Origin of the sequence: Pseudomonas sp. BMS12 (assembly GCF_001592875.1) — a bacterium.
Taxonomy (GTDB): Bacteria; Pseudomonadota; Gammaproteobacteria; order Pseudomonadales; family Pseudomonadaceae; genus Aquipseudomonas.
Genome location: NZ_LSOF01000005.1, coordinates 313,009 through 331,174, shown reverse-complemented (window position 1 = coordinate 331,174; position 18,166 = coordinate 313,009). Strand labels below are relative to the sequence as shown.

The window sequence follows — 18,166 nt, the reverse complement described above, 5'->3', positions numbered from 1 at the left end:
AATGGCCTGGAACGCCGCCTGGCGTGAGACGGCGCTGCCCGAGCTGGCGGCGCGCGACTGGGACCTGATAGTGATCGGCGGCGGCATCAGCGGCGCCGGCATCCTGCGCGAGGCGGCCCGGCGTGGCTGGAGCTGCCTGCTGCTTGAGCAGCGCGACTTCGCCTGGGGCACCTCCAGCCGCTCGTCGAAGATGGTCCATGGCGGCCTGCGCTATATCGCCAAGGGCCAGCTGGGCCTGACCCGCGACTCGGTGCGCGAGCGCCAGCGCCTGCTCGGCGAGGCGCCGGGGCTGGTCGATGCGCTGCCGTTCCTGTTCCCGCATTACCGTGGCAAGTTTCCCGGGCCCAAGGTGTTCGGTGGCCTGCTTGGCGTCTACGACGCCCTGGCCGGCCAACGCCTGCACCACTACCACCCGGCAGGCGAACTGCGTTACCTGGCGCCAGGGCTGAACGACACCGAGCTGCTCGGTGGCACCCTGTTTACCGATGCCGTCACCGACGATGCCCGCCTGGTCATGCGTGTGCTCGGCGAGGCGCGGGCCGAGGGTGGCGAGGCGCTCAACGGCCTGCGCGTGGTCGAGCTGAGCCGCGATGGCGAACGGGTGAGCGGCCTGATCGCCGAGGACAGCGAAAGCGGCCGGCGCTTCAGCTTCCGCGCCCGCGCCGTGGCCCAGGCCACCGGCGCCTGGGCCGATGAGCTGCGCCAGAAAGTGGGCCTGGAACATATCCGCCCGCTGCGCGGTAGCCACCTGCTGTTGCCAGCCTGGCGCCTGCCGGTGGCCCAGGCCATCAGCTTTATGCACCCCGAGGACAAGCGCCCGGTGTTCGTCTTCCCCTGGGAAGGCGCCACGGTGATTGGCACCACGGATCTGGACCATGGCGAGGCGCTGAACCGCGATGCACGGATCACCGCCGAGGAGGTGGATTACCTGCTGGCGGCCTGCGCCCGCGTGTTTCCCCAGGCTGGCGTCAGGCGCGCCGATGTGCTGTCCACCTGGGCCGGTGTGCGCCCTGTGGTCAGTGAGGGCGAAAGCTCCGGCAAGAAGCCGTCGGACGAGAAACGCGAGCATGCCCTGTGGATCGAACCCGGCTGTGTGACCCTGGCCGGCGGCAAGCTGACCACCTTCCGCCTGCTGGCGCTGGAGGTGCTGCGCGCCTGCGCGCCCATGCTAGGGCGCGAGGTGACGGATGTCGGCCAGGCGGTTTTCCCAACGCTGCCACAGGTCGTGCTGCCGGGCCTGTGTCTGAGCCAGCAGCGGCGCCTGGCCGGCCGTCATGGTCGAACGTTGCCGCGCCTGGCCGAGCTAATCGGCGAGCTGGGCAGCGAGTGCATCGGCGCCAGCGCCACGCTCTGGGCCGAACTGGCCCTGGCTTGCGACGATGAGCTGGTGCTGCAGCTGGACGACCTGCTGCTACGCCGCACCCGCATTGGTCTGCTGCTGCCGGGTGGCGCCGAGGCCGAACTGCCATGCATCCGCACCCTGTGCCAGCCGCGCCTGGGCTGGAGCGACGCACGCTGGGACGAACAACAACAACGCTACCTGGCGCTCTGGCGCCAGTGCTACAGCCTGCCGGGTGAACTCTCGTGAGTGAACAACGCTATCTGCTGGCCATCGACAACGGCACCCAGAGCGTGCGCGCGCTGCTCTTCGACCTGGCCGGCAACCTGGTCGGCAAGGGCAAGGTGGAGCTGGAGCCTTATTACTCCGAGCAACCCGGCTGGGCCGAGCAGGACCCGGAGTACTACTGGCGCAGCCTCGGCGAGGCCTGCCAGCAGCTGTGGGCCAGCGTCGACATCGACCGCCGGCAGATCGCCGGGGTGTCGCTGACCACCCAGCGCGGCACCCTGATCAACGTGGATGAGTCCGGAAAGCCGCTGCGCCCGGCCATCCTCTGGCTCGATCAGCGCCGCGCCGAGGTGGAGGGAAGCATCAAGGGGCCCTGGGGCTGGCTGTTCAAACTGATCCGCGAAGAGGAGACCATCGACTACTTCCGCAGTCAGGCCGAGGCCAACTGGATCACCCAGCAGCAGCCGGACATCTGGGCGCGCACGCACAAGTTCCTGCTGCTCTCGGGCTTTCTTACCCATCGCCTGTGTGGCCGTTTCGCCGACTCGGTGGGTAGCTGCGTGGCCTACCTGCCGTTCGACTACAAGCGCCTGTGCTGGGCCAAGCCCAGTGACTGGAAGTGGCAGGCCATTCCGGTGCGCCCGGACATGCTGCCGGAGCTGGTCAAGCCGGGCGAGCACATCGGTGCGATCAGCGCCGAGGCCAGTGCCCACACCGGCATTCCCGAGGGGCTGCCGCTGATCGCCGCGGCCTCGGACAAGGCCTGCGAGGTAATCGGCGCCGGCGGTGTGGAGCCGAGCACGGCGTGCCTGTCCTACGGCACCACGGCAACCATCAACACCACGCGCGCCCAGTACCTGGAGACCATCCCACTGATCCCGCCGTACCCGGCGGCGATTCCCGACCACTACAACACCGAGGTCATGGTGTTTCGCGGCTTCTGGATGGTCAGCTGGTTCAAGGAGCAGTTCGGCCATGCCGAGCGCCAGCGCGGCCTGGAGTTGGGGGTGGAGGCCGAGACCCTGTTCGACGAGCTGGTCGAGAGCGTGCCGCCGGGCTCCATGGGGCTGATGCTGCAGCCGTTCTGGTCGCCGGGCATCCGCGAGCCGGGGCTGGAAGCCAAGGGCTCGATCATCGGTTTCGGCGACGTGCATACCCGTGCGCACCTGTACCGCGCCATTCTCGAAGGTCTGGCCTACGCCCTGCGCCAGGGTCGCGAGAAGATCGAGAAACGCTCTGGCACGCGCATCGAGCGCCTGCGCATCTCCGGGGGCGGTTCACAGAGTGACGCGGCCATGCAGCTGACCGCCGATATCTTCAACCTGCCGGCCGAGCGTCCGCACCTGTACGAGACCTCCGGCCTCGGCGCGGCCATCGATTGTGCCGTCGGCCTCGGCCTGCACCCGGACTTCCCCACGGCCATCGCCGCCATGACCCGTGTGGGCAAGGTGTTCCAGCCCAACCCGCAGGCGGTGGTGGTGTACGAGCGGCTGTATCGCGAGGTCTACCTGCGCATGTACAAGCAACTCAAACCGCTGTACCGCAGTATTCGTGAAATCACCGGTTATCCGGCCTAGTCATTGCATGATGGCGACCTGGCGATGGAAACTGCCGGGCACGCAGTTGATGACAGGGATGTTTATGCAGATCGTATGGGGGCTGGTGATCGGTATTTCGGTCCTGCACTACGCGTTGCTGGGGTATGCAGGCGACTACCCCTCGCATGAGGCGCAGGCGCTGATGAGCTGGGCTTTCGCCTTGATGCTGGCTCACTGGTGCCTGGCCGATGCCAAGCGCCGGCGTTATCACTGCCCGTATGAGTTCGGTGCTTTTCTATTTTTCCTCTGGCCGCTGGTTTTGCCTGCCTATCTGCTGCATACCCGCGGCTGGCGAGGTATGTTGCTTTGCGCCGGAGTGTTTCTGCTGGCTTACCTGCCCTGGTTGAGTGGCGTCGCGGCCTACGCCTTCAGCTGAGGCCCGCTAGGCTCTGCGAAGGCACTTTCAGTCATCGGCAGCGGTCTGTTGTATGCGAACCGAATTGGAGGGATACAGGGTGGCAGCACGCAAGGCATTGCTGATTCTGCATGGCAAACAGGCACAGAACGAGGAGGTGCGGACTGCCGTGATGGCGCTGCGTGCGAGCGGCTGGGAGCTGGCCGTGCGCCTGACCTGGGAGGCTGGCGATGCCGCGCGACTGGTCGCCGAGGCCCTGGTGGCGGGTTATTCGACCCTGATTGCTGGTGGTGGCGACGGTACCCTGCGTGAGGTGGCCGAGGCGCTGGCGCTGGCCGAAGGCGATGCTTCCCTGGCCTTGCTGCCACTGGGCACCGCCAACGACTTCTGCCGCGCGGCCGGCATTCCGCTGGCGCCAGCTGAGGCGCTTGCTTTGCTGGATGCGGCGGCGCGGCCTGTTGACCTGGGTGAAGTGGATGGCCAGCTGTTCCTCAATATGGCTACCGGTGGCTTCGGCTCGCAGGTCACCGCCAATACCTCGGAAGAGCTGAAGAACCTGCTCGGCGGTGCGGCGTACTTTCTCACCGGGCTGACGCGCTTTGCCGAGGTGCATTCCGCCTTCGGGCGCTTCTCCGGGCCGGGTTTCGCCTGGGAGGGAGACTTTCTTGCCCTCGGCATCGGCAACGGGCGTCAGGCGGGTGGCGGCCATGTGCTGTGCCCGCAGGCGCGCATCGACGACGGTCTGCTGGACATCTGCATCGTACCGGCCTCGCAGGACATGGTCGGCACCCTGGGCACACTGCTCTCTGGCGGCATGCTCGGCGTGGAGTCGGTGTCGGTCAGCGCCCGTCTGCCCTGGCTGGAGGTGGAGACACCGGAAGGGTTGGATATAAATCTGGACGGCGAGCCGCTGGAAGGGCGGCGTCTGCGCTTCTCGGCCCGGGCCAAAGCCTTGCGCCTGCATCTGCCCAGCAACTCGCCGTTGCTCAGTGGTGCATGACGGCTTGTGGCGTCGCGCCTTGGGCTGCGGCATGATGGCGAACGGCCACAGCCTGCAGATTCTGTCGTTATGGCCGATACAGCGCTAGGCGCTGGGCTAGACTCGGTACAGATAACAGGAGCGCATGATGGCCGGCATTCTCGACACAGTGGATCAACGCACCCAGTTGGTGGGCGAGAACCGCCTGGAAATCCTCATGTTCCGCCTGGCGGGCCGGCAGTTGTTTGCCATCAACGTGTTCAAGGTGCAGGAAGTCCTGCAGCTGCCCAAGCTGACCCTGATGCCGCATCGTCACCCCTATGTCTGTGGCGTGGTCAACCTGCGCGGTCAGACCCTGCCGGTGATTGATCTGTCCCAGGCCATTGGCATGCGCCCGATCACCCCCGATGCCAATAGCACCATTATCGTCACCGAATACAACCGTTCGGTGCAGGCTTTCCTGGTCGGTGGCGTGGATCGCATCCTCAACCTCAACTGGGAATCCATCCTGCCGCCGCCTGGCGGAGCAGGGCGCCAGCACTACCTGACGGCGATTACCAAGGTCGAAGACCAGATCGTCGAGATCATCGATGTAGAGAAGGTGCTGGCCGAGATCGCGCCGATGAGTACCAAGGTGTCCGACGAGAAGCTGGCAGACCCGGTATTGGCCGGCGCAGTCGGTCGCGAAGTGCTGCTGGTCGACGACTCCAGCGTGGCCCTCAACCAGCTGCGCGAGACGCTGGCCCAGCTGGGCATTCGCACCCACAGTGCCAGCGATGGCCTCAAGGGTCTGCAGCAGCTGAAGAAGTGGGCCGACGGCGGCGAGGTGATGACCGACAAGCTGCTGATGATCTTTACCGATGCGGAAATGCCGGAGATGGACGGTTACCGTCTGACCACCGAGATCCGCAACGACCCGCGTCTGCGAGACCTCTACGTGGTGCTGCACACATCCCTGTCCGGCAGCTTCAACGAAGCCATGGTGAAGAAGGTGGGCTGCGACAACTTCCTCTCCAAGTTCCAGCCGGACAAGCTGGTCGATGTGATTGCCGACCGCCTTCGCCGCGACGCCTGAGGTCGCGGCTTCCCGCCATCGCTTGCATGCCTCGTGTAGAGCGCGCTAGGCCGAGGGTCTGACCCCGAGGCCAGCTGATTGAGGCGCGCACTTGCCAGGTGGTAACGCGCCGCGAATCAGAACCCTTCAAATACCCAGTGCAGCCGGCACGATGCCGGCGCTGATGGTGCCCCAGCGCCGGCCACCGATGCGCACAGGGGTATAGATGACGAAGACGATGGTGTTGGTGCCCGGGATCACGAAGGTGCCCATGCTCAGGTGCTGGCACTGACGCACGCTTTCCATCTCGCTGGCGCTCACCGGAATGAAGCGCTGGTGCATGCTCTTGGCTGCGTCCACCTGCGGATTGCCGGTCGGCGGTTGCGAGGCGGCGCTGCGGGCAGCCGGGAGGTAGCCGCGTTCGGTCATCGGTACCAGATAGAGCACGCCGTCCTTGCCGCCCTGGTCCCACTCGTCGAGCAGCGGCTGGATGCGCTGGCGATAGGGTTCGACCCAGCTGACGTCGTGCTTTGGCGGGTTGGTATTGGCAATCGGTCGGTAGTTCTGGTCGAACAGATCGATACCCGAGGCCTGCAGCTCTTCCAGGCGCGCCTCGATCAGGTCGCGACGCTGGAACAGCATGTCGGTGATGGCCTCCAGACGCCCGCTGCCCAGGCGGAAGTTGCACAGCTGCTGCACCAGCAGGTTGGTGGTGTCACGCATGGTGTCGGCCTGGGCGAAGTTCTGCTTCATGCGTTCGCCGATGGCCAGGCTGAGGTCGCGGATGCGGCTGCTGTGCTGGTGGGTTTCCTGGTTGGTGGCGTGCAGTTCTTCCAGGGCGCTGCTGACCATCAGCAGGTCATCGTTGGCCTTCTGGAAGTCGCCGACCATCAGCTCGAACTGATCTGTCGCGCTATTCACGGCGGTGCCGGTGCTGGCGCTCTGCTCGATCATGCGTTGGGTCTGCTGATCGGCGCCGGCCATGGCGTTGGTCATTTCCTCCATCAGGGCGCCAATTTGCTGTGCGGCGCTGCCGACCTTCTGCGACAGGTTGCGCACCTCGTCGGCGACCACGGCGAAGCCGCGTCCGGCTTCGCCGGCCCGGGCCGCCTCGATGGCGGCGTTGAGCGCCAGCATGTTGGTCTGGGTGGAGAAGTCCTGGACGGTGGTAAGGATCTCGCGAACCTTGGTGGACGAGGCATCGAGGGCTTCGATGTTGTGCTTGAAGCCGTCCATGGTCAGGTTGATGTCCTGCATCTGCCGACGGGCTTCACTCAGTTGCTGTTGCGACTGGTGCGCCATGTCCAGGTTGCGGCTGTTCATATCGGTAATGCCGCCGGTGCGCGCAGAAATATCCTGCAGAGCCGTTGTGGTCTGCTCGCTGGCGTGAAAGATCAGCTCGGACAGGCTCTGCTGCTCGCCGGCTTCACTGGCGGCCTGCTCGGATTGCAGGCGGCTGGCAGCCGAGGTCAGGGCGATCTGCAGGCTGTTGTGTTGCAGGCTGGTGATGCTCTGGCGCAGGCGGGTCGTCAGGTTCTGCAGATTGTTCGCACCGTCCTGCGCGGCGCTATCGTCGACGACCTGGCTGAGATCGATCAGTTTGCCGTCCATGGCCTCGAGTTGCGTGGCCAGCTGGCTGCGCTGCTGGCCCTTGCCCAGGTGCCAGGCCAGCAGAAGCAGTGGCAGGGCGAGCAGTCCGGCTACCAGACGCAAGCCGTTGTCGGCCTGGATCAGAACCGCTGCAAGCAGGATCACCTGGCAGGACAGCAGCAGGCAGAGCGGGGTGGAGAGTGACAGGCCGGGGGCCTGCGGGGTGGCGGCAGTGGACTGGGAGTTATGCATGGGGTACACCGGACGTGTTTTTATTGGTTTTATCTGTCGGCCAATCTAGCAACTTCGTGATGTCCATCACGTCGATCCTAAGTATTAATGATCGATTCATACTTTCTGCGTAATCGAGGGTTTCATGCAGCTTTCCGCGCTATATCGCTATCCGCTCAAGTCTGCTGGCTACGAAAGCCTGTCGAGTTCCCGGGTCGAGGCTCTGGGCCTGGCGGGTGACCGGCGCTGGATGCTGGTGGACGAGAGCAATGGGCGCTTTCTCACCCAGCGGCTGTTGCCGCAGATGGGCCGTATCGAGGCCCGCTACAACGACGCTGGAGGGTTGATCCTCAGTGCTCCGGGCTGTACCAGCATCGAGGTGGCGCTGCCTGGGCCGGATGCCGAGCTGCGGGGAGTCACCGTGTGGAGTGATAGCCTGCGTGTACCGGATGCCGGCGATGCGGCTGCTGCCTGGCTCAGCGCCTTCATCGGTCGCGCCTGTCGGCTGGTGCAGGTGCCGGAAAACCGGGCTCGTCAGGTCGATACCGGTTACGCCGAGCCGGGTGACAAGGTGGCGTTTGCCGATGGCTTTCCGCTGCTGTTGATCGGCCAGGGCTCGCTGGATGACCTGTCGACGCGGGTAGGGTGGCCGCTGGAGATGCTGCGTTTTCGCCCCAACCTGGTGATCCAGGGTGCGGAGCCTTATGCCGAGGACCGCTGGAAGCGCATCCGTATCGGTGAGCTGGAGTTCCAGGTGGCCAAGGGCTGCAGTCGCTGCATCCTCACCACGCTCGACCCGCATACCGGTGAGCGCAGCGCCGACCGCGAGCCGCTGGCCACGTTGAAAACCTATCGCGAGCGCGAGGGGCAGGTGTATTTCGGCCAGAACCTGTTGCCGCGAGGCGTCGGCGAACTGCGCGTGGGCATGGAAGTAGAAGTGCTGGAATAGATTGTCCGACACGGCAATGAAAAAGGGCGCCTTGTGGCGCCCTTGGTGTTTTCACTGGTCGTCGAAGAAGCGTTCGTGCCAGTCCACCAGTGGTTGCGGCGCGCCCAGCTTCTGCCCGTAGATCACCGAGTAGGACAGCACGTTCTGCACGTACTGGCGGGTTTCGTCGAACGGGATGTTCTCCACCCAGACATCGAACGACAGGTGGTCGGCGCCACGCAGCCACTGACGCACGCGGCCAGGGCCCGCGTTGTAAGCGGCCGAGGCGAGTACCCGGTTGCCGTTGAACTGGCCATGCACCTGGCTCAGGTAGGCGGCGCCGAGCTGGATGTTCTTCTCTGGCGCCAGGGCTTGTTGGGGGTTGCCCAGTGCGATGCCGAACTTGCGTGCGGTTTCCTTGGCCGTGCCCGGCATCAGCTGCATAAGGCCCATGGCGCCGACCGGCGAGCGGGCGTCGGCCATGAAGGCGCTTTCCTGGCGGGTAATGGCGAACACCCAGCTGGAGTGCAGGCCTCGCAGTTTGGCTTGGCTGGTCAGGCTGGCCTTGTAGGGCATCGGGAAGCGGATATCCAGATCGTCCCAATACTGCGCCTGGCTGATGGTGCGAATGGCCGGGAAGTACCACTGCTTGTCGTAGGCCAGCTTGGCCTGGGCGACCAGCTCCTCACGACTGAACAGGCGGCTGACGTGGTACCACTCGCGGCGACCGTCGACGATCTGGCCGCGATCATGAAATTCCACGGCACGGCGGATGCCGGCGGTGCTGCGCACTTTCTGCATCACCTGTGGCTCGATGGCCATCGGTTTGTGATTGAGGCTGTAGGGCGCCTTGACCCGGTCTGCTGCGAGGAAGCCGTAGAAGTCGCGCTCCTTGGCCAGTTGCTGGTACAGGGCTGCGGCCTGCTGGTCCTGCGGCTTGGCCAGTTGCAGGCTACGTGCATGCCAATAGCGCCAGCGGCTGGTGGTCGCCAGGTCCGCCGGCATGCGGCTGGTCAGCTGGTAAGCCTCGTCCCAGCGGCCGTGGCGTAGCAGCAGGCGGGCGTGCCACTCGGAGACGGTATTGTCGCGCAGTTCCGGGTCGTACTGGGCCATGACCTGCAGGGCGCGCACGTCGAAGCGCTTGGCTAGGGTCAGGCCGACTTCGCGGGCGATAGCCACTTTCTCCTCGGCAGAGAAAGGCAGTTTGCTGGCGTAGACATCCAGCAGGCTCAGGGCTTTTTCCGGGTCCTGGCGGGCCAGGCGGCGCAGGCCCAGGCCCGCGGCGTCGGCCATGTGCCGGTCGGCCGGCGTGAAGCGCGCGGTCTGGCTCATGATCTGCGGCTTCTGTGCCGCCTCCAGCAGCATCTGGCCCTGCTTGCCCAGGCTCGGCAGGCCCTTGACCAGATAGCTGGCCAGCCCGTAGTTGCGGCTCTCGGCCGCCAGCTTGGCGCGCTGCCAGCGGCGCTCCTCGGTCAGCTGACCGTCGCCGCGCCAGGTGCTGAACAGCGCGTCGCAGGCTTCCGGCTGGGACTTGCCGACCAGCCAGAGCTTCTCGGCAGCCGCCCGTGCTTCGGGCTTCATGCCCTGGCGGTACAGGTACTGGCCGTACAGGCAGTCCAGCTCGGTGAAGTTCAGCTTGGGGTCGTAATGATTGGCGAAGGTCTGCCATTCGCCGCGCTCGGCCAGCCAGCGCAGCCAGCGCAGTTTCATCCAGCCGGCCTGGGGCAGGTCGCCGTGTTCGGTGAGGAAGGCTTCGATCTCGTCGTTGCTGGCCGACTTCAGGCGGGCGGTCAGCTCGTCGTAGGCCAGATAAGGCTCCAGCGGATAATCGCGCAGGGCATTGGCGTAACGTCGATACGGGCCGCTATCGCCCTTGGCCAGGGCGCGTTTGGCCTCGTCGTACATCTGGCGTTGTTGGGTCAGGTTGGCGGCTTGAGCGCTGGCCAGGGCCAGGGTGCAGGTGACGAGCGAGGAAAACAGATAAAGCAGAGGGCGGCGCATGACACATCCGTGATGAAGAACTAATCGAAGCGGGGTGCTTCCAATAGGCCTAGCTTAGCCTGTTGTGCAGGGGCGGAAAAACCCGCCTTGAATGATGCACAAAGGCCAGTATGGCGGTGGCGCAACTCGGTTAGAATGCGCCCCCGTTTTCCAAGGTGCCGCCCATGACCCTGCTCAAGTTCGCCGATGTTTCCCTGGCCTACGGCACCACGCCGCTGCTGGACCACGTGTCCTGGCAGATCGCCCGTGGCGAGCGGGTGTGCATCATCGGCCGCAACGGCACCGGCAAATCGAGCATGCTGCGTCTGGTCAAGGGTGATCAGATGCCCGATGACGGGGAAATCTGGCGAGCTCCGGCGCTGAAGATCGGCGAATTGCCGCAGGAATTGCCGCGAGCCGACGAACGGACGGTGTTCGATGTGGTGGCCGAAGGCCTGGCCGGGGTCGGCGAGCTGCTGGCCCGTTACCACCATCTCAGCCAGAACATCCACACCGACGAAGACCTCACTCAGCTCATGCATGTGCAGCAGGAGCTGGAGGCCAAGGACGGCTGGCGTCTGCAGCAGTTGGTGGACAGCACCCTGAGCCGCCTGCAGTTGCCGGCCGACAAGACCCTGGCCGAGCTGTCCGGCGGTTGGCGCCGCCGGGTGCTGCTGGCCCAAGCGCTGGTTTCCGAGCCCGATCTGCTGCTGCTCGACGAGCCGACCAACCACCTGGATATCGGCGCCATCGCCTGGCTGGAAGAGGCGCTGAAGGACTTCGGCGGTGCGGTGCTTTTCATTACCCACGACCGTTCCTTCCTGCAGAACCTGGCCACGCGCATCCTCGAACTCGATCGCGGCGGCCTGATCGACTGGAATGGCGACTACGCCAGCTTCCTGGTGCACAAGGAGCAACAACTGGCGGCCGAAGAAACCGCCAATGCCCTGTTCGACAAGCGCCTGGCCCAGGAAGAAGTGTGGATTCGCCAGGGCATCAAGGCCCGGCGTACCCGCAACGAAGGCCGCGTGCGGGCGCTCAAGGCCATGCGCCAGGAGCGTGGCGAGCGGCGCGAGCGTCAGGGCAAGGCAAACATCCAGCTGGATACGGCGGACAAGTCCGGCAAGCAGGTGATAGTGGCGGAAAATGTCAGTTTTGCGCACCCAGGGGGAGGTTCGCTGCTCAGCGACTTCTCCCTGGTGCTGCAGCGCGGCGACCGCATCGGCCTGCTCGGCGCCAACGGTACCGGCAAGACCACGCTGCTCAAACTGCTGTTGGGCGACCTGCAACCTACTAGTGGCACGATAGTGGCAGGGACCAAGCTGGAAGTGGCTTACTTCGACCAGCTACGCCATCAGTTGGACCTTGAGAAGACCGTGATCGATAACTTGGCCGAAGGCCGTGACTTCATCAGCATCGATGGCCAGAGTCGCCACGTGCTGAGTTACCTCGGTGATTTCCTGTTCAGTCCGCAGCGTGCGCGTACGCCGGTCAAGGCCTTGTCCGGTGGCGAGCGTGCGCGCCTGCTGCTGGCCAAGCTGTTCAGCAAGCCGGCCAACCTGCTGGTGCTGGACGAGCCGACCAACGACCTCGATGTGGAAACCCTCGAGCTGTTGGAGGAAGTGCTGCTGAGCTTCCCCGGCACCGTGCTGATGGTCAGCCACGACCGTGCCTTCCTAGACAACGTGGTGACCAGCACCCTGGTGTTCGAGGGCGAGGGGCGTGTACGCGAGTATGTCGGTGGCTATCAGGACTGGCTTCGCCAGGGCGGCTCGCCACGTCTGCTCGGGGTTGGCGAAAGCAAGTCGGGCAAGGCCGAACTCGCTGCGGTGGCACCCGCCGCAGCGACACCCGTACCGGTGGCGGAAGAGGTTCCGGCCGCCAACAAGAAAAAGCTCAGCTACAAGCTGCAGCGTGAGCTGGAAGCCATTCCCGGGCAGATCGACGCCCTGGAGGCCCAGCTGGCAGAACTGCAGGCACAGATCGCCGATCCGGCGTTCTACCAGCAGGCCGCGAATATCACCGGGGCCGCGCTGGAGCGTTTGCAGAGTCTGCAACAGGAACTGGACCAGTTGCTGGAGCGCTGGGCCGAATTGGAAGCCTGATAGCCTGTCGGAGACATGCATGGCGATTGAGTACCGCGTCACTCTGGATGACAACCATCAGTTCAGCTACAGGATCGAGCTGGATCGTCAGTACGATGCCCAGAGTGCGGAGGCCGCGCCCAAGTGGACGCGCCTGGAACACCACCAGTGCAGTAACTGCCCCTTGAGTCGGGAGCAGTTCAGTCGTTGCCCGGCCGCGGTCGACCTGCACCGCGTGATCGAAGATTTTCAGGGCCTGCCGGCCTTCAAGAAGGCTCAGGTCTGGGTGCGCACCCCGGAGCGGGAATACACCAAGCTGGTAGGGCTGGAGGAGGGGCTGCGCTCGCTGCTCGGCGTGATCATGGCGACCAGTGCCTGCCCGGTATTGGGTCGCCTAAAGCCGATGGCGCATAACCACCTGCCCTTTGCCAGTAGCCAGGAGTTCATCCTGCGCACCATTTCCCTCTACCTCACACGGCAGTACTTCAACTTCCGTGAGGGGCGCCATGCCGACTGGGAGTTGAAGGGGTTGGTCAAGCAGTTCCAGCAACTGCAGTTGGTCAATCAGGCGTTCTGGCAGCGCATTCTCGATGTCTGCGAGGGGGACTCCAACCTCAAGGCCTTCCTGACCTTCTTCTCCATGTCGTCGAGCATGACGGTGTCGCTGGAGACCCAGCTGCAGAAGATTCGCCCGCTGGTCATGAGTGCGGGCGAAGCTTCGGATTAGCGACCCGGTCAGTCCTTGGGTTTCTTCAGGCGCACGGCCAGCACGTCGCAGGGGGCGCCGTGCAGTACGTCGTTGGCCGTCGAGCCGAGCAGCAGTGCCAGGCCATGGCGGCCGTGGCTGCCGACTACGATGAGGTCGCAGGCCTGCTCCTCGGCCAGGCGGTGAATTTCCTGGCGTGGTTGGCCATAGGCCAGATGACGTTGCTCGCTGCCGAGTTCAGCGTATTTCCCGGCAAAGCTGTCCAGGCGTTCGCGGGCCTGATCGAACTGCTGCTGCTGGAGCATGGACAGATCCATGGGGACGTCACCGCCGAAGGCCATGGCCATCGGTTCGACTATGTGCACCAGGGATGCCTTGGCGCCGCTGCTGGCGGCGATGGCCAGGGCGCGCTCTACGACCGGATGACATTCGTCGGTGAGATCGACGGCAATCAGGATGTGCTGGTAAGGCATCTGAGTTTCCTCCATTGAAAGGGCATGCTTGCAGTATGGCTTTGTCCTCTTCAAAACACAGGCTTTTGCTTGCAAGTGACAGATATGACCTGGTGGATAGTGCTTTTACTCGTCGGCGCCGCGCTCAGCCCGCTGGTCTGGTTGCGCCCCTCGCCGCGCCAGCGTGGGCAGATGGAGTTGCGTCTGGCGGCCAGACGCCTGGGGCTGGGTATGCAGCTCAGTCAGCAGGACTGGCCGCACTGGCTGGATCGGCAACCCCCCGCCAGCTGCGCGCAATACCATCGGGCCCGCCGTCGCGGCAGTGTGGATAGCTGGAGCTACTGGCAGACAGGGCCGGGACAGTGGTGCAATCAGTGGCGCGAGCCCTGCAGCGACGCAAGCCTGCTTGAACAGTTGCAGCGCTTGCCGGTGGACGTCTACAAGGTCGAGGCCGGGCCGCAGATGGTCGCGCTCTACTGGGGCGAACGAGGTGGCGAGCCCGAGTTGCGGCGGGTGGCAGAACTCCTGACGGCAGTGGCCTAATCTGGTAGCGCGATGTGGCCGTGGATGCCTCTGGCGTCTGTGATTAGATCGTTTTTGTGGCTGGATATGCGCTTTTGGTCACTCCGTGACGCTGCTCTCATATGGGGCGCCTGTGACGGGCAATTGACAATTGCCTGGTTTTCACAGAATGTACGCCCACCCAAATCAAACGGGCGTATGAATTGAGTGTCTGCCGCTGTAGGTAGCGCCTTTACAGCCCGATTATCGCGTCGGCGGGTGTGTCGCACCGATTGGGATTATGCTCGTTGGCCATTGCCGCGGGCTGCCCAGGCCGGTTGGCTCCGATGTGTACCGTTCAGCTTCCATACCGTGGAGATCAGTTGATGATTTACGAAGGTAAAGCCATCACGGTTAAGGCTCTTGAGGGCGGCATCGTCGAATTGAATTTCGACCTCAAGGGTGAGTCCGTTAACAAGTTCAACCGTCTGACCCTGAGCGAACTGCGCCAGTCGGTCGATGCCATCAAGGCCGACGGTTCGATCAAGGGCGTAATCGTCACCAGCGGCAAAGACGTGTTCATCGTCGGCGCCGACATCACCGAGTTCGTCGAGAACTTCAAACTGCCCGACGAAGAGCTGGTTGCCGGCAACCTCGAAGCCAACAAGATCTTCAGCGATTTCGAAGACCTGGCCGTTCCCACCGTAGTCGCCATCAACGGCATCGCCCTCGGTGGCGGTTTCGAGATGTGCCTGGCCGGTGACTACCGTGTTGCCTCCGAGGCCGCCAAGATTGGCCTGCCGGAAGTCAAGCTGGGTATCTACCCGGGCTTCGGCGGCACCGTGCGTCTGCCGCGCGTGATCGGTACCGACAACGCCATCGAGTGGATCGCTTCCGGTAAGGAAAGCAAGGCCGCTGACGCTCTGAAAGTAGGCGCCGTCGACGCAGTCGTGGCACCTGCCAAGCTCAAGGATGCCGCTCTGGATCTGGTCAAGCGCGCCATCGCCGGCGAGCTGGACTACAAGGCCAAGCGTCAGCCCAAGCTGGAAAAGATCAAGCTCAACGCCATCGAGCAGATGATGGCCTTCGAAACCGCCAAAGGTTTCGTTGCTGGCCAGGCCGGCCCGAACTACCCGGCCCCGGTCGAAGCGATCAAGACCATCCAGAAAGCCGCCAACTTCGGTCGCGACAAGGCGCTGGAAGTGGAAGCCGCTGGCTTCGTCAAACTGGCCAAGACCTCGGTTGCCGAGAGCCTGGTTGGTCTGTTCCTGAACGATCAGGATCTGAAGAAGAAGGCCAAGCAGCACGACGAGATCGCTCGTGACGTGAAACTGGCCGCCGTTCTCGGCGCCGGCATCATGGGTGGCGGTATCGCCTACCAGTCCGCTTCCAAGGGCACCCCGATCCTGATGAAGGATATCCGCGAAGAGGGTATCCAGTTGGGCCTGAGTGAGGCTTCCAAGCTGCTCGGCAAGCGTGTCGAGAAGGGCCGTCTGGCCCCGGCCAAGATGGCTGAAGCCCTCAATGCCATTCGCCCGACCATGTCTTACGGTGATTTCGGTAACGTCGACATCGTCGTCGAAGCCGTAGTCGAGAACCCGAAGGTCAAGCAGATCGTTCTGGCCGAAGTGGAAGGTGCGGTTAAGGAAGACGCTATCCTGGCTTCCAATACCTCGACCATCTCGATCAACCTGTTGGCCAAGGCCCTGAAACGTCCGGAAAACTTCGTCGGCATGCACTTCTTCAACCCGGTGCACATGATGCCGCTGGTGGAAGTGATCCGTGGCGAGAAGTCCAGCGACGTGGCGGTTGCCACCACCGTGGCTTACGCCAAGAAGATGGGCAAGAACCCGATCGTGGTCAACGACTGCCCGGGCTTCCTGGTCAACCGCGTGCTGTTCCCGTACTTCGGTGGCTTCGGCAAGCTCCTTGAGTTCGGTGTCGACTTCGTGCGCATCGACAAGGTCATGGAGAAGTTCGGCTGGCCCATGGGCCCGGCGTACCTGTCGGACGTCGTCGGTATCGACACCGGCCACCACGGCCGTGATGTGATGGCCGAAGGCTTCCCGGATCGCATGGCTGTCGAAGGTAAAACTGCTGTCGATGTGATGTACGACGCCAACCGTCTGGGCCAGAAAAATGGCAAGGGCTTCTACGCCTACGAGACCGACAAGCGCGGCAAGCCGAAGAAGGTCTCCGACCCGGTCGCCTACGAGCTGCTGAAGTCCATCGTCAAAGAACAGCGCGAGCTGACCGACGAAGACATCATCAACTTCATGATGATCCCGCTGTGCATGGAAACCGTTCGTTGCCTGGAAGACGGCATCGTCGAAACCGCAGCTGAGGCCGATATGGGCCTGATCTACGGTATCGGCTTCCCGCCCTTCCGCGGTGGTGCCCTGCGTTACATCGATTCCATTGGTGTAGCTGAATTCGTGGCCCTGGCTGACAAGTATGCTGAGCTGGGCGCGCTGTACCACCCGACCGCCAAACTTCGCGAAATGGCCGCCAAGGGCCAGAAGTTCTTCGGTTAATCGCGCAGCGAACAGAGCGAGAGTAGAAATATGAGCCTGAATCCGAGAGATGCAGTCATCGTCGACTTCGGTCGTACCCCGATGGGTCGTTCCAAGGGCGGCATGCACCGCAACACCCGTGCCGAGACCATGTCGGCACACCTGATCAGTGGCGTCCTGGCGCGTAACACCAAGCTGGACCCGGCTGAAGTCGAAGACGTGATCTGGGGCTGCGTCAACCAGACCCTGGAGCAGGGCTGGAACATCGCGCGTATGGCGTCGCTGATGACCCAGATCCCGCACACCAGTGCCGGCCAGACCGTCAGCCGTCTGTGCGGTTCTTCCATGAGCGCCCTGCACACTGCCGTGCAGGCGATCCAGACCGGCAACGGCGACGTGTTCGTTGTCGGCGGTGTGGAGCACATGGGCCACGTCGGCATGATGCACGGCGTCGATCCGAACCCGCACCTGTCCCTGTACGCCGCCAAGGCGTCGGGCATGATGGGTCTGACCGCCGAGATGCTGGGCAAGATGCACGGTATCAGCCGCGAGCAGCAGGACGCCTTCGGTGAGCGTTCGCACCGTCTGGCACACAAGGCCACCGTCGAAGGCAAGTTCAAGGATGAAATCATCCCGATGCAGGGCTACGACGAGAATGGCTTCCTCAAGGTCTTCGACTTCGACGAAACCATTCGTCCGGAAACCACCCTCGAGAGCCTGGCCGCCCTGAAGCCGGCATTCAACCCGAAAGGCGGCACCGTGACTGCGGGTACTTCCTCGCAGATCACCGACGGCGCTTCCTGCATGATCGTCATGAGCGCCCAGCGCGCTCAGGACCTGGGTATCCAGCCGATGGCCGTGGTTCGCGCCATGGCCGTCGCTGGTGTCGACCCGGCGATCATGGGTTACGGCCCGGTACCGTCCACTCAGAAGGCATTGAAGCGTGCTGGCCTGAGCATGGATGACATCGACTTCGTCGAACTCAACGAAGCCTTCGCTGCCCAGGCTCTGCCGGTGCTGAAAGATCTGAAACTCCTCGACAAGATGGAGCAGAAGGTTAACCTGCACGGCGGCGCCATTGCTCTGGGCCACCCGTTCGGCTGCTCCGGTGCGCGTATCTCCGGCACCCTGCTGAACGTGATGAAGCAGAACGGCGGTACTCTGGGCGTGTCCACCATGTGCGTGGGCCTCGGTCAGGGCATCACCACCATCTTCGAACGCGTCTAAGCGTTCGGGATGTGAAAACCGGGGCCCTGTGCCCCGGTTTTTGTTTTTCAGGAGTCTTGCATGCAACTTCAACCCGGCTTGTATCGTCACTACAAGGGGCCGCAATACCGCGTCTTCGCCACTGCCCAACACTCGGAAACCGAGGAGTGGCTGGTGGTCTATCAGGCGCTGTACGGCGATTTCGGCCTTTGGGTCAGGCCGCTTGAGATGTTCTGCGGTACGGTCGAGCTGGACGGCGAGACGGTCCCGCGCTTTGCTCTGATCGAGGCTGAATCTGCATTGATCGGGCCGAGTGCCTCAGGGATTCACCCTTGACCTGAGCTCGACGGCCACTATATATAGCGGTGCCTTTATAGGCGCCCGCCGCTTATTCTTTCTTTTTCGTATTCAGGAATTCTCCA

At 63.7% G+C, this 18,166-nt stretch carries 15 protein-coding genes; 12 read left to right on the top strand and 3 right to left on the bottom strand.

The features are described from left to right. Window position 1 precedes the first annotated feature (1 nt). The 5 genes from AYB31_RS04945 (at window position 2) to AYB31_RS04925 (ending at window position 5,574) form a co-directional block, all read left to right on the top strand. Window positions 2-1,588: a glycerol-3-phosphate dehydrogenase/oxidase gene (locus AYB31_RS04945; protein ID WP_068826361.1), complete on the top strand. Its 1,587-nt coding sequence runs from the start codon at window positions 2-4 to the stop codon at window positions 1,586-1,588. Continuing rightward, the gene (locus AYB31_RS04940; protein ID WP_068826359.1) at window positions 1,585-3,144 is read left to right on the top strand and encodes an FGGY-family carbohydrate kinase; all 1,560 of its coding nucleotides are present in this window, start codon (window positions 1,585-1,587) and stop codon (window positions 3,142-3,144) included. The genes AYB31_RS04945 and AYB31_RS04940 overlap by 4 nt, the downstream gene beginning before the upstream one ends. Window positions 3,145-3,151: 7 nt before the next feature. Beyond that, complete coding sequence (locus AYB31_RS04935) at window positions 3,152-3,541, top strand: hypothetical protein (protein ID WP_153020639.1); 390 nt, start codon at window positions 3,152-3,154, stop codon at window positions 3,539-3,541. A gap of 52 nt (window positions 3,542-3,593) precedes the next feature. Beyond that, the gene (yegS, locus tag AYB31_RS04930; protein ID WP_068826355.1) at window positions 3,594-4,520 is read left to right on the top strand and encodes a lipid kinase YegS; all 927 of its coding nucleotides are present in this window, start codon (window positions 3,594-3,596) and stop codon (window positions 4,518-4,520) included. Between the two features lie 127 nt (window positions 4,521-4,647). After that, window positions 4,648-5,574 carry a chemotaxis protein CheV gene (locus tag AYB31_RS04925; RefSeq protein ID WP_068826353.1) on the top strand — a complete coding sequence of 309 codons (927 nt, stop codon included), beginning with the start codon at window positions 4,648-4,650 and terminating at the stop codon, window positions 5,572-5,574. Window positions 5,575-5,700: 126 nt separating this feature from the next. Here AYB31_RS04925 and AYB31_RS04920 read toward each other — a convergent pair whose 3' ends face one another. Beyond that, a complete protein-coding gene (locus tag AYB31_RS04920; protein WP_442961794.1) occupies window positions 5,701-6,810 on the bottom strand; it encodes a methyl-accepting chemotaxis protein in 1,110 nt (369 codons plus the stop codon). 709 nt (window positions 6,811-7,519) lie between these two features. On the opposite strand from AYB31_RS04920, the gene AYB31_RS04915 reads away from it, so the two are divergent. Further along, entirely contained in the window at window positions 7,520-8,323 is an 804-nt protein-coding gene (locus AYB31_RS04915; RefSeq protein ID WP_068826350.1) for an MOSC domain-containing protein, read from the top strand. A gap of 51 nt (window positions 8,324-8,374) precedes the next feature. Here the strand turns inward: AYB31_RS04915 and AYB31_RS04910 are convergent, their stop codons facing one another. Beyond that, window positions 8,375-10,303 carry a transglycosylase SLT domain-containing protein gene (locus tag AYB31_RS04910; RefSeq protein ID WP_068826348.1) on the bottom strand — a complete coding sequence of 643 codons (1,929 nt, stop codon included), beginning with the start codon at window positions 10,301-10,303 and terminating at the stop codon, window positions 8,375-8,377. Window positions 10,304-10,467: 164 nt separating this feature from the next. Here AYB31_RS04910 and AYB31_RS04905 point away from each other — a divergent pair, with 164 nt between their 5' ends. After that, the gene (locus AYB31_RS04905) at window positions 10,468-12,387 is read left to right on the top strand and encodes an ATP-binding cassette domain-containing protein (protein WP_068826347.1); all 1,920 of its coding nucleotides are present in this window, start codon (window positions 10,468-10,470) and stop codon (window positions 12,385-12,387) included. 19 nt (window positions 12,388-12,406) lie between these two features. Continuing rightward, a complete protein-coding gene (locus tag AYB31_RS04900; RefSeq protein ID WP_068826344.1) occupies window positions 12,407-13,093 on the top strand; it encodes a DUF6901 family protein in 687 nt (228 codons plus the stop codon). A gap of 8 nt (window positions 13,094-13,101) precedes the next feature. Here the strand turns inward: AYB31_RS04900 and AYB31_RS04895 are convergent, their stop codons facing one another. Continuing rightward, window positions 13,102-13,545 (bottom strand): universal stress protein, encoded by a 444-nt coding sequence (locus AYB31_RS04895; RefSeq protein WP_068826342.1) that lies wholly within the window; start codon window positions 13,543-13,545, stop codon window positions 13,102-13,104. An 84-nt stretch (window positions 13,546-13,629) separates the two neighbouring features. Between AYB31_RS04895 and AYB31_RS04890 the strand changes: the two genes are divergently transcribed. The 4 genes from AYB31_RS04890 to AYB31_RS04875 all read left to right on the top strand — a co-directional run bounded on the left by AYB31_RS04890 (window position 13,630) and on the right by AYB31_RS04875 (window position 18,080). Beyond that, complete coding sequence (locus AYB31_RS04890) at window positions 13,630-14,067, top strand: hypothetical protein (protein WP_068826340.1); 438 nt, start codon at window positions 13,630-13,632, stop codon at window positions 14,065-14,067. Between the two features lie 344 nt (window positions 14,068-14,411). Then, on the top strand, window positions 14,412-16,559 hold the full coding sequence (gene fadB / locus AYB31_RS04885; RefSeq protein ID WP_068826338.1) for a fatty acid oxidation complex subunit alpha FadB: 2,148 nt from the start codon (window positions 14,412-14,414) through the stop codon (window positions 16,557-16,559). Window positions 16,560-16,589: 30 nt separating this feature from the next. Beyond that, window positions 16,590-17,765 (top strand): acetyl-CoA C-acyltransferase FadA, encoded by a 1,176-nt coding sequence (fadA, locus tag AYB31_RS04880; protein ID WP_068826336.1) that lies wholly within the window; start codon window positions 16,590-16,592, stop codon window positions 17,763-17,765. A 60-nt stretch (window positions 17,766-17,825) separates the two neighbouring features. After that, window positions 17,826-18,080: a DUF1653 domain-containing protein gene (locus tag AYB31_RS04875; protein ID WP_068826334.1), complete on the top strand. Its 255-nt coding sequence runs from the start codon at window positions 17,826-17,828 to the stop codon at window positions 18,078-18,080. The last annotated feature ends 86 nt before the right edge of the window (window positions 18,081-18,166 follow it).

Bases quoted from the DNA above. Each gene is read 5' to 3' on its own strand.
- AYB31_RS04945 (WP_068826361.1), top strand. From the start codon at position 2: ATGGCCTGGAACGCCGCCTGGCGTGAGACGGCGCTGCCCGAGCTGGCG.
- AYB31_RS04935 (WP_153020639.1), top strand. From the start codon at position 3,152: ATGATGGCGACCTGGCGATGGAAACTGCCGGGCACGCAGTTGATGACA.
- yegS (WP_068826355.1), top strand. From the start codon at position 3,594: ATGCGAACCGAATTGGAGGGATACAGGGTGGCAGCACGCAAGGCATTG.
- AYB31_RS04925 (WP_068826353.1), top strand. From the start codon at position 4,648: ATGGCCGGCATTCTCGACACAGTGGATCAACGCACCCAGTTGGTGGGC.
- AYB31_RS04920 (WP_442961794.1), bottom strand. From the start codon at position 6,810: ATGCAGGACATCAACCTGACCATGGACGGCTTCAAGCACAACATCGAA.
- AYB31_RS04915 (WP_068826350.1), top strand. From the start codon at position 7,520: ATGCAGCTTTCCGCGCTATATCGCTATCCGCTCAAGTCTGCTGGCTAC.
- AYB31_RS04910 (WP_068826348.1), bottom strand. From the start codon at position 10,303: ATGCGCCGCCCTCTGCTTTATCTGTTTTCCTCGCTCGTCACCTGCACC.
- AYB31_RS04905 (WP_068826347.1), top strand. From the start codon at position 10,468: ATGACCCTGCTCAAGTTCGCCGATGTTTCCCTGGCCTACGGCACCACG.
- AYB31_RS04900 (WP_068826344.1), top strand. From the start codon at position 12,407: ATGGCGATTGAGTACCGCGTCACTCTGGATGACAACCATCAGTTCAGC.
- AYB31_RS04895 (WP_068826342.1), bottom strand. From the start codon at position 13,545: ATGCCTTACCAGCACATCCTGATTGCCGTCGATCTCACCGACGAATGT.
- AYB31_RS04890 (WP_068826340.1), top strand. From the start codon at position 13,630: ATGACCTGGTGGATAGTGCTTTTACTCGTCGGCGCCGCGCTCAGCCCG.
- fadB (WP_068826338.1), top strand. From the start codon at position 14,412: ATGATTTACGAAGGTAAAGCCATCACGGTTAAGGCTCTTGAGGGCGGC.
- fadA (WP_068826336.1), top strand. From the start codon at position 16,590: ATGAGCCTGAATCCGAGAGATGCAGTCATCGTCGACTTCGGTCGTACC.
- AYB31_RS04875 (WP_068826334.1), top strand. From the start codon at position 17,826: ATGCAACTTCAACCCGGCTTGTATCGTCACTACAAGGGGCCGCAATAC.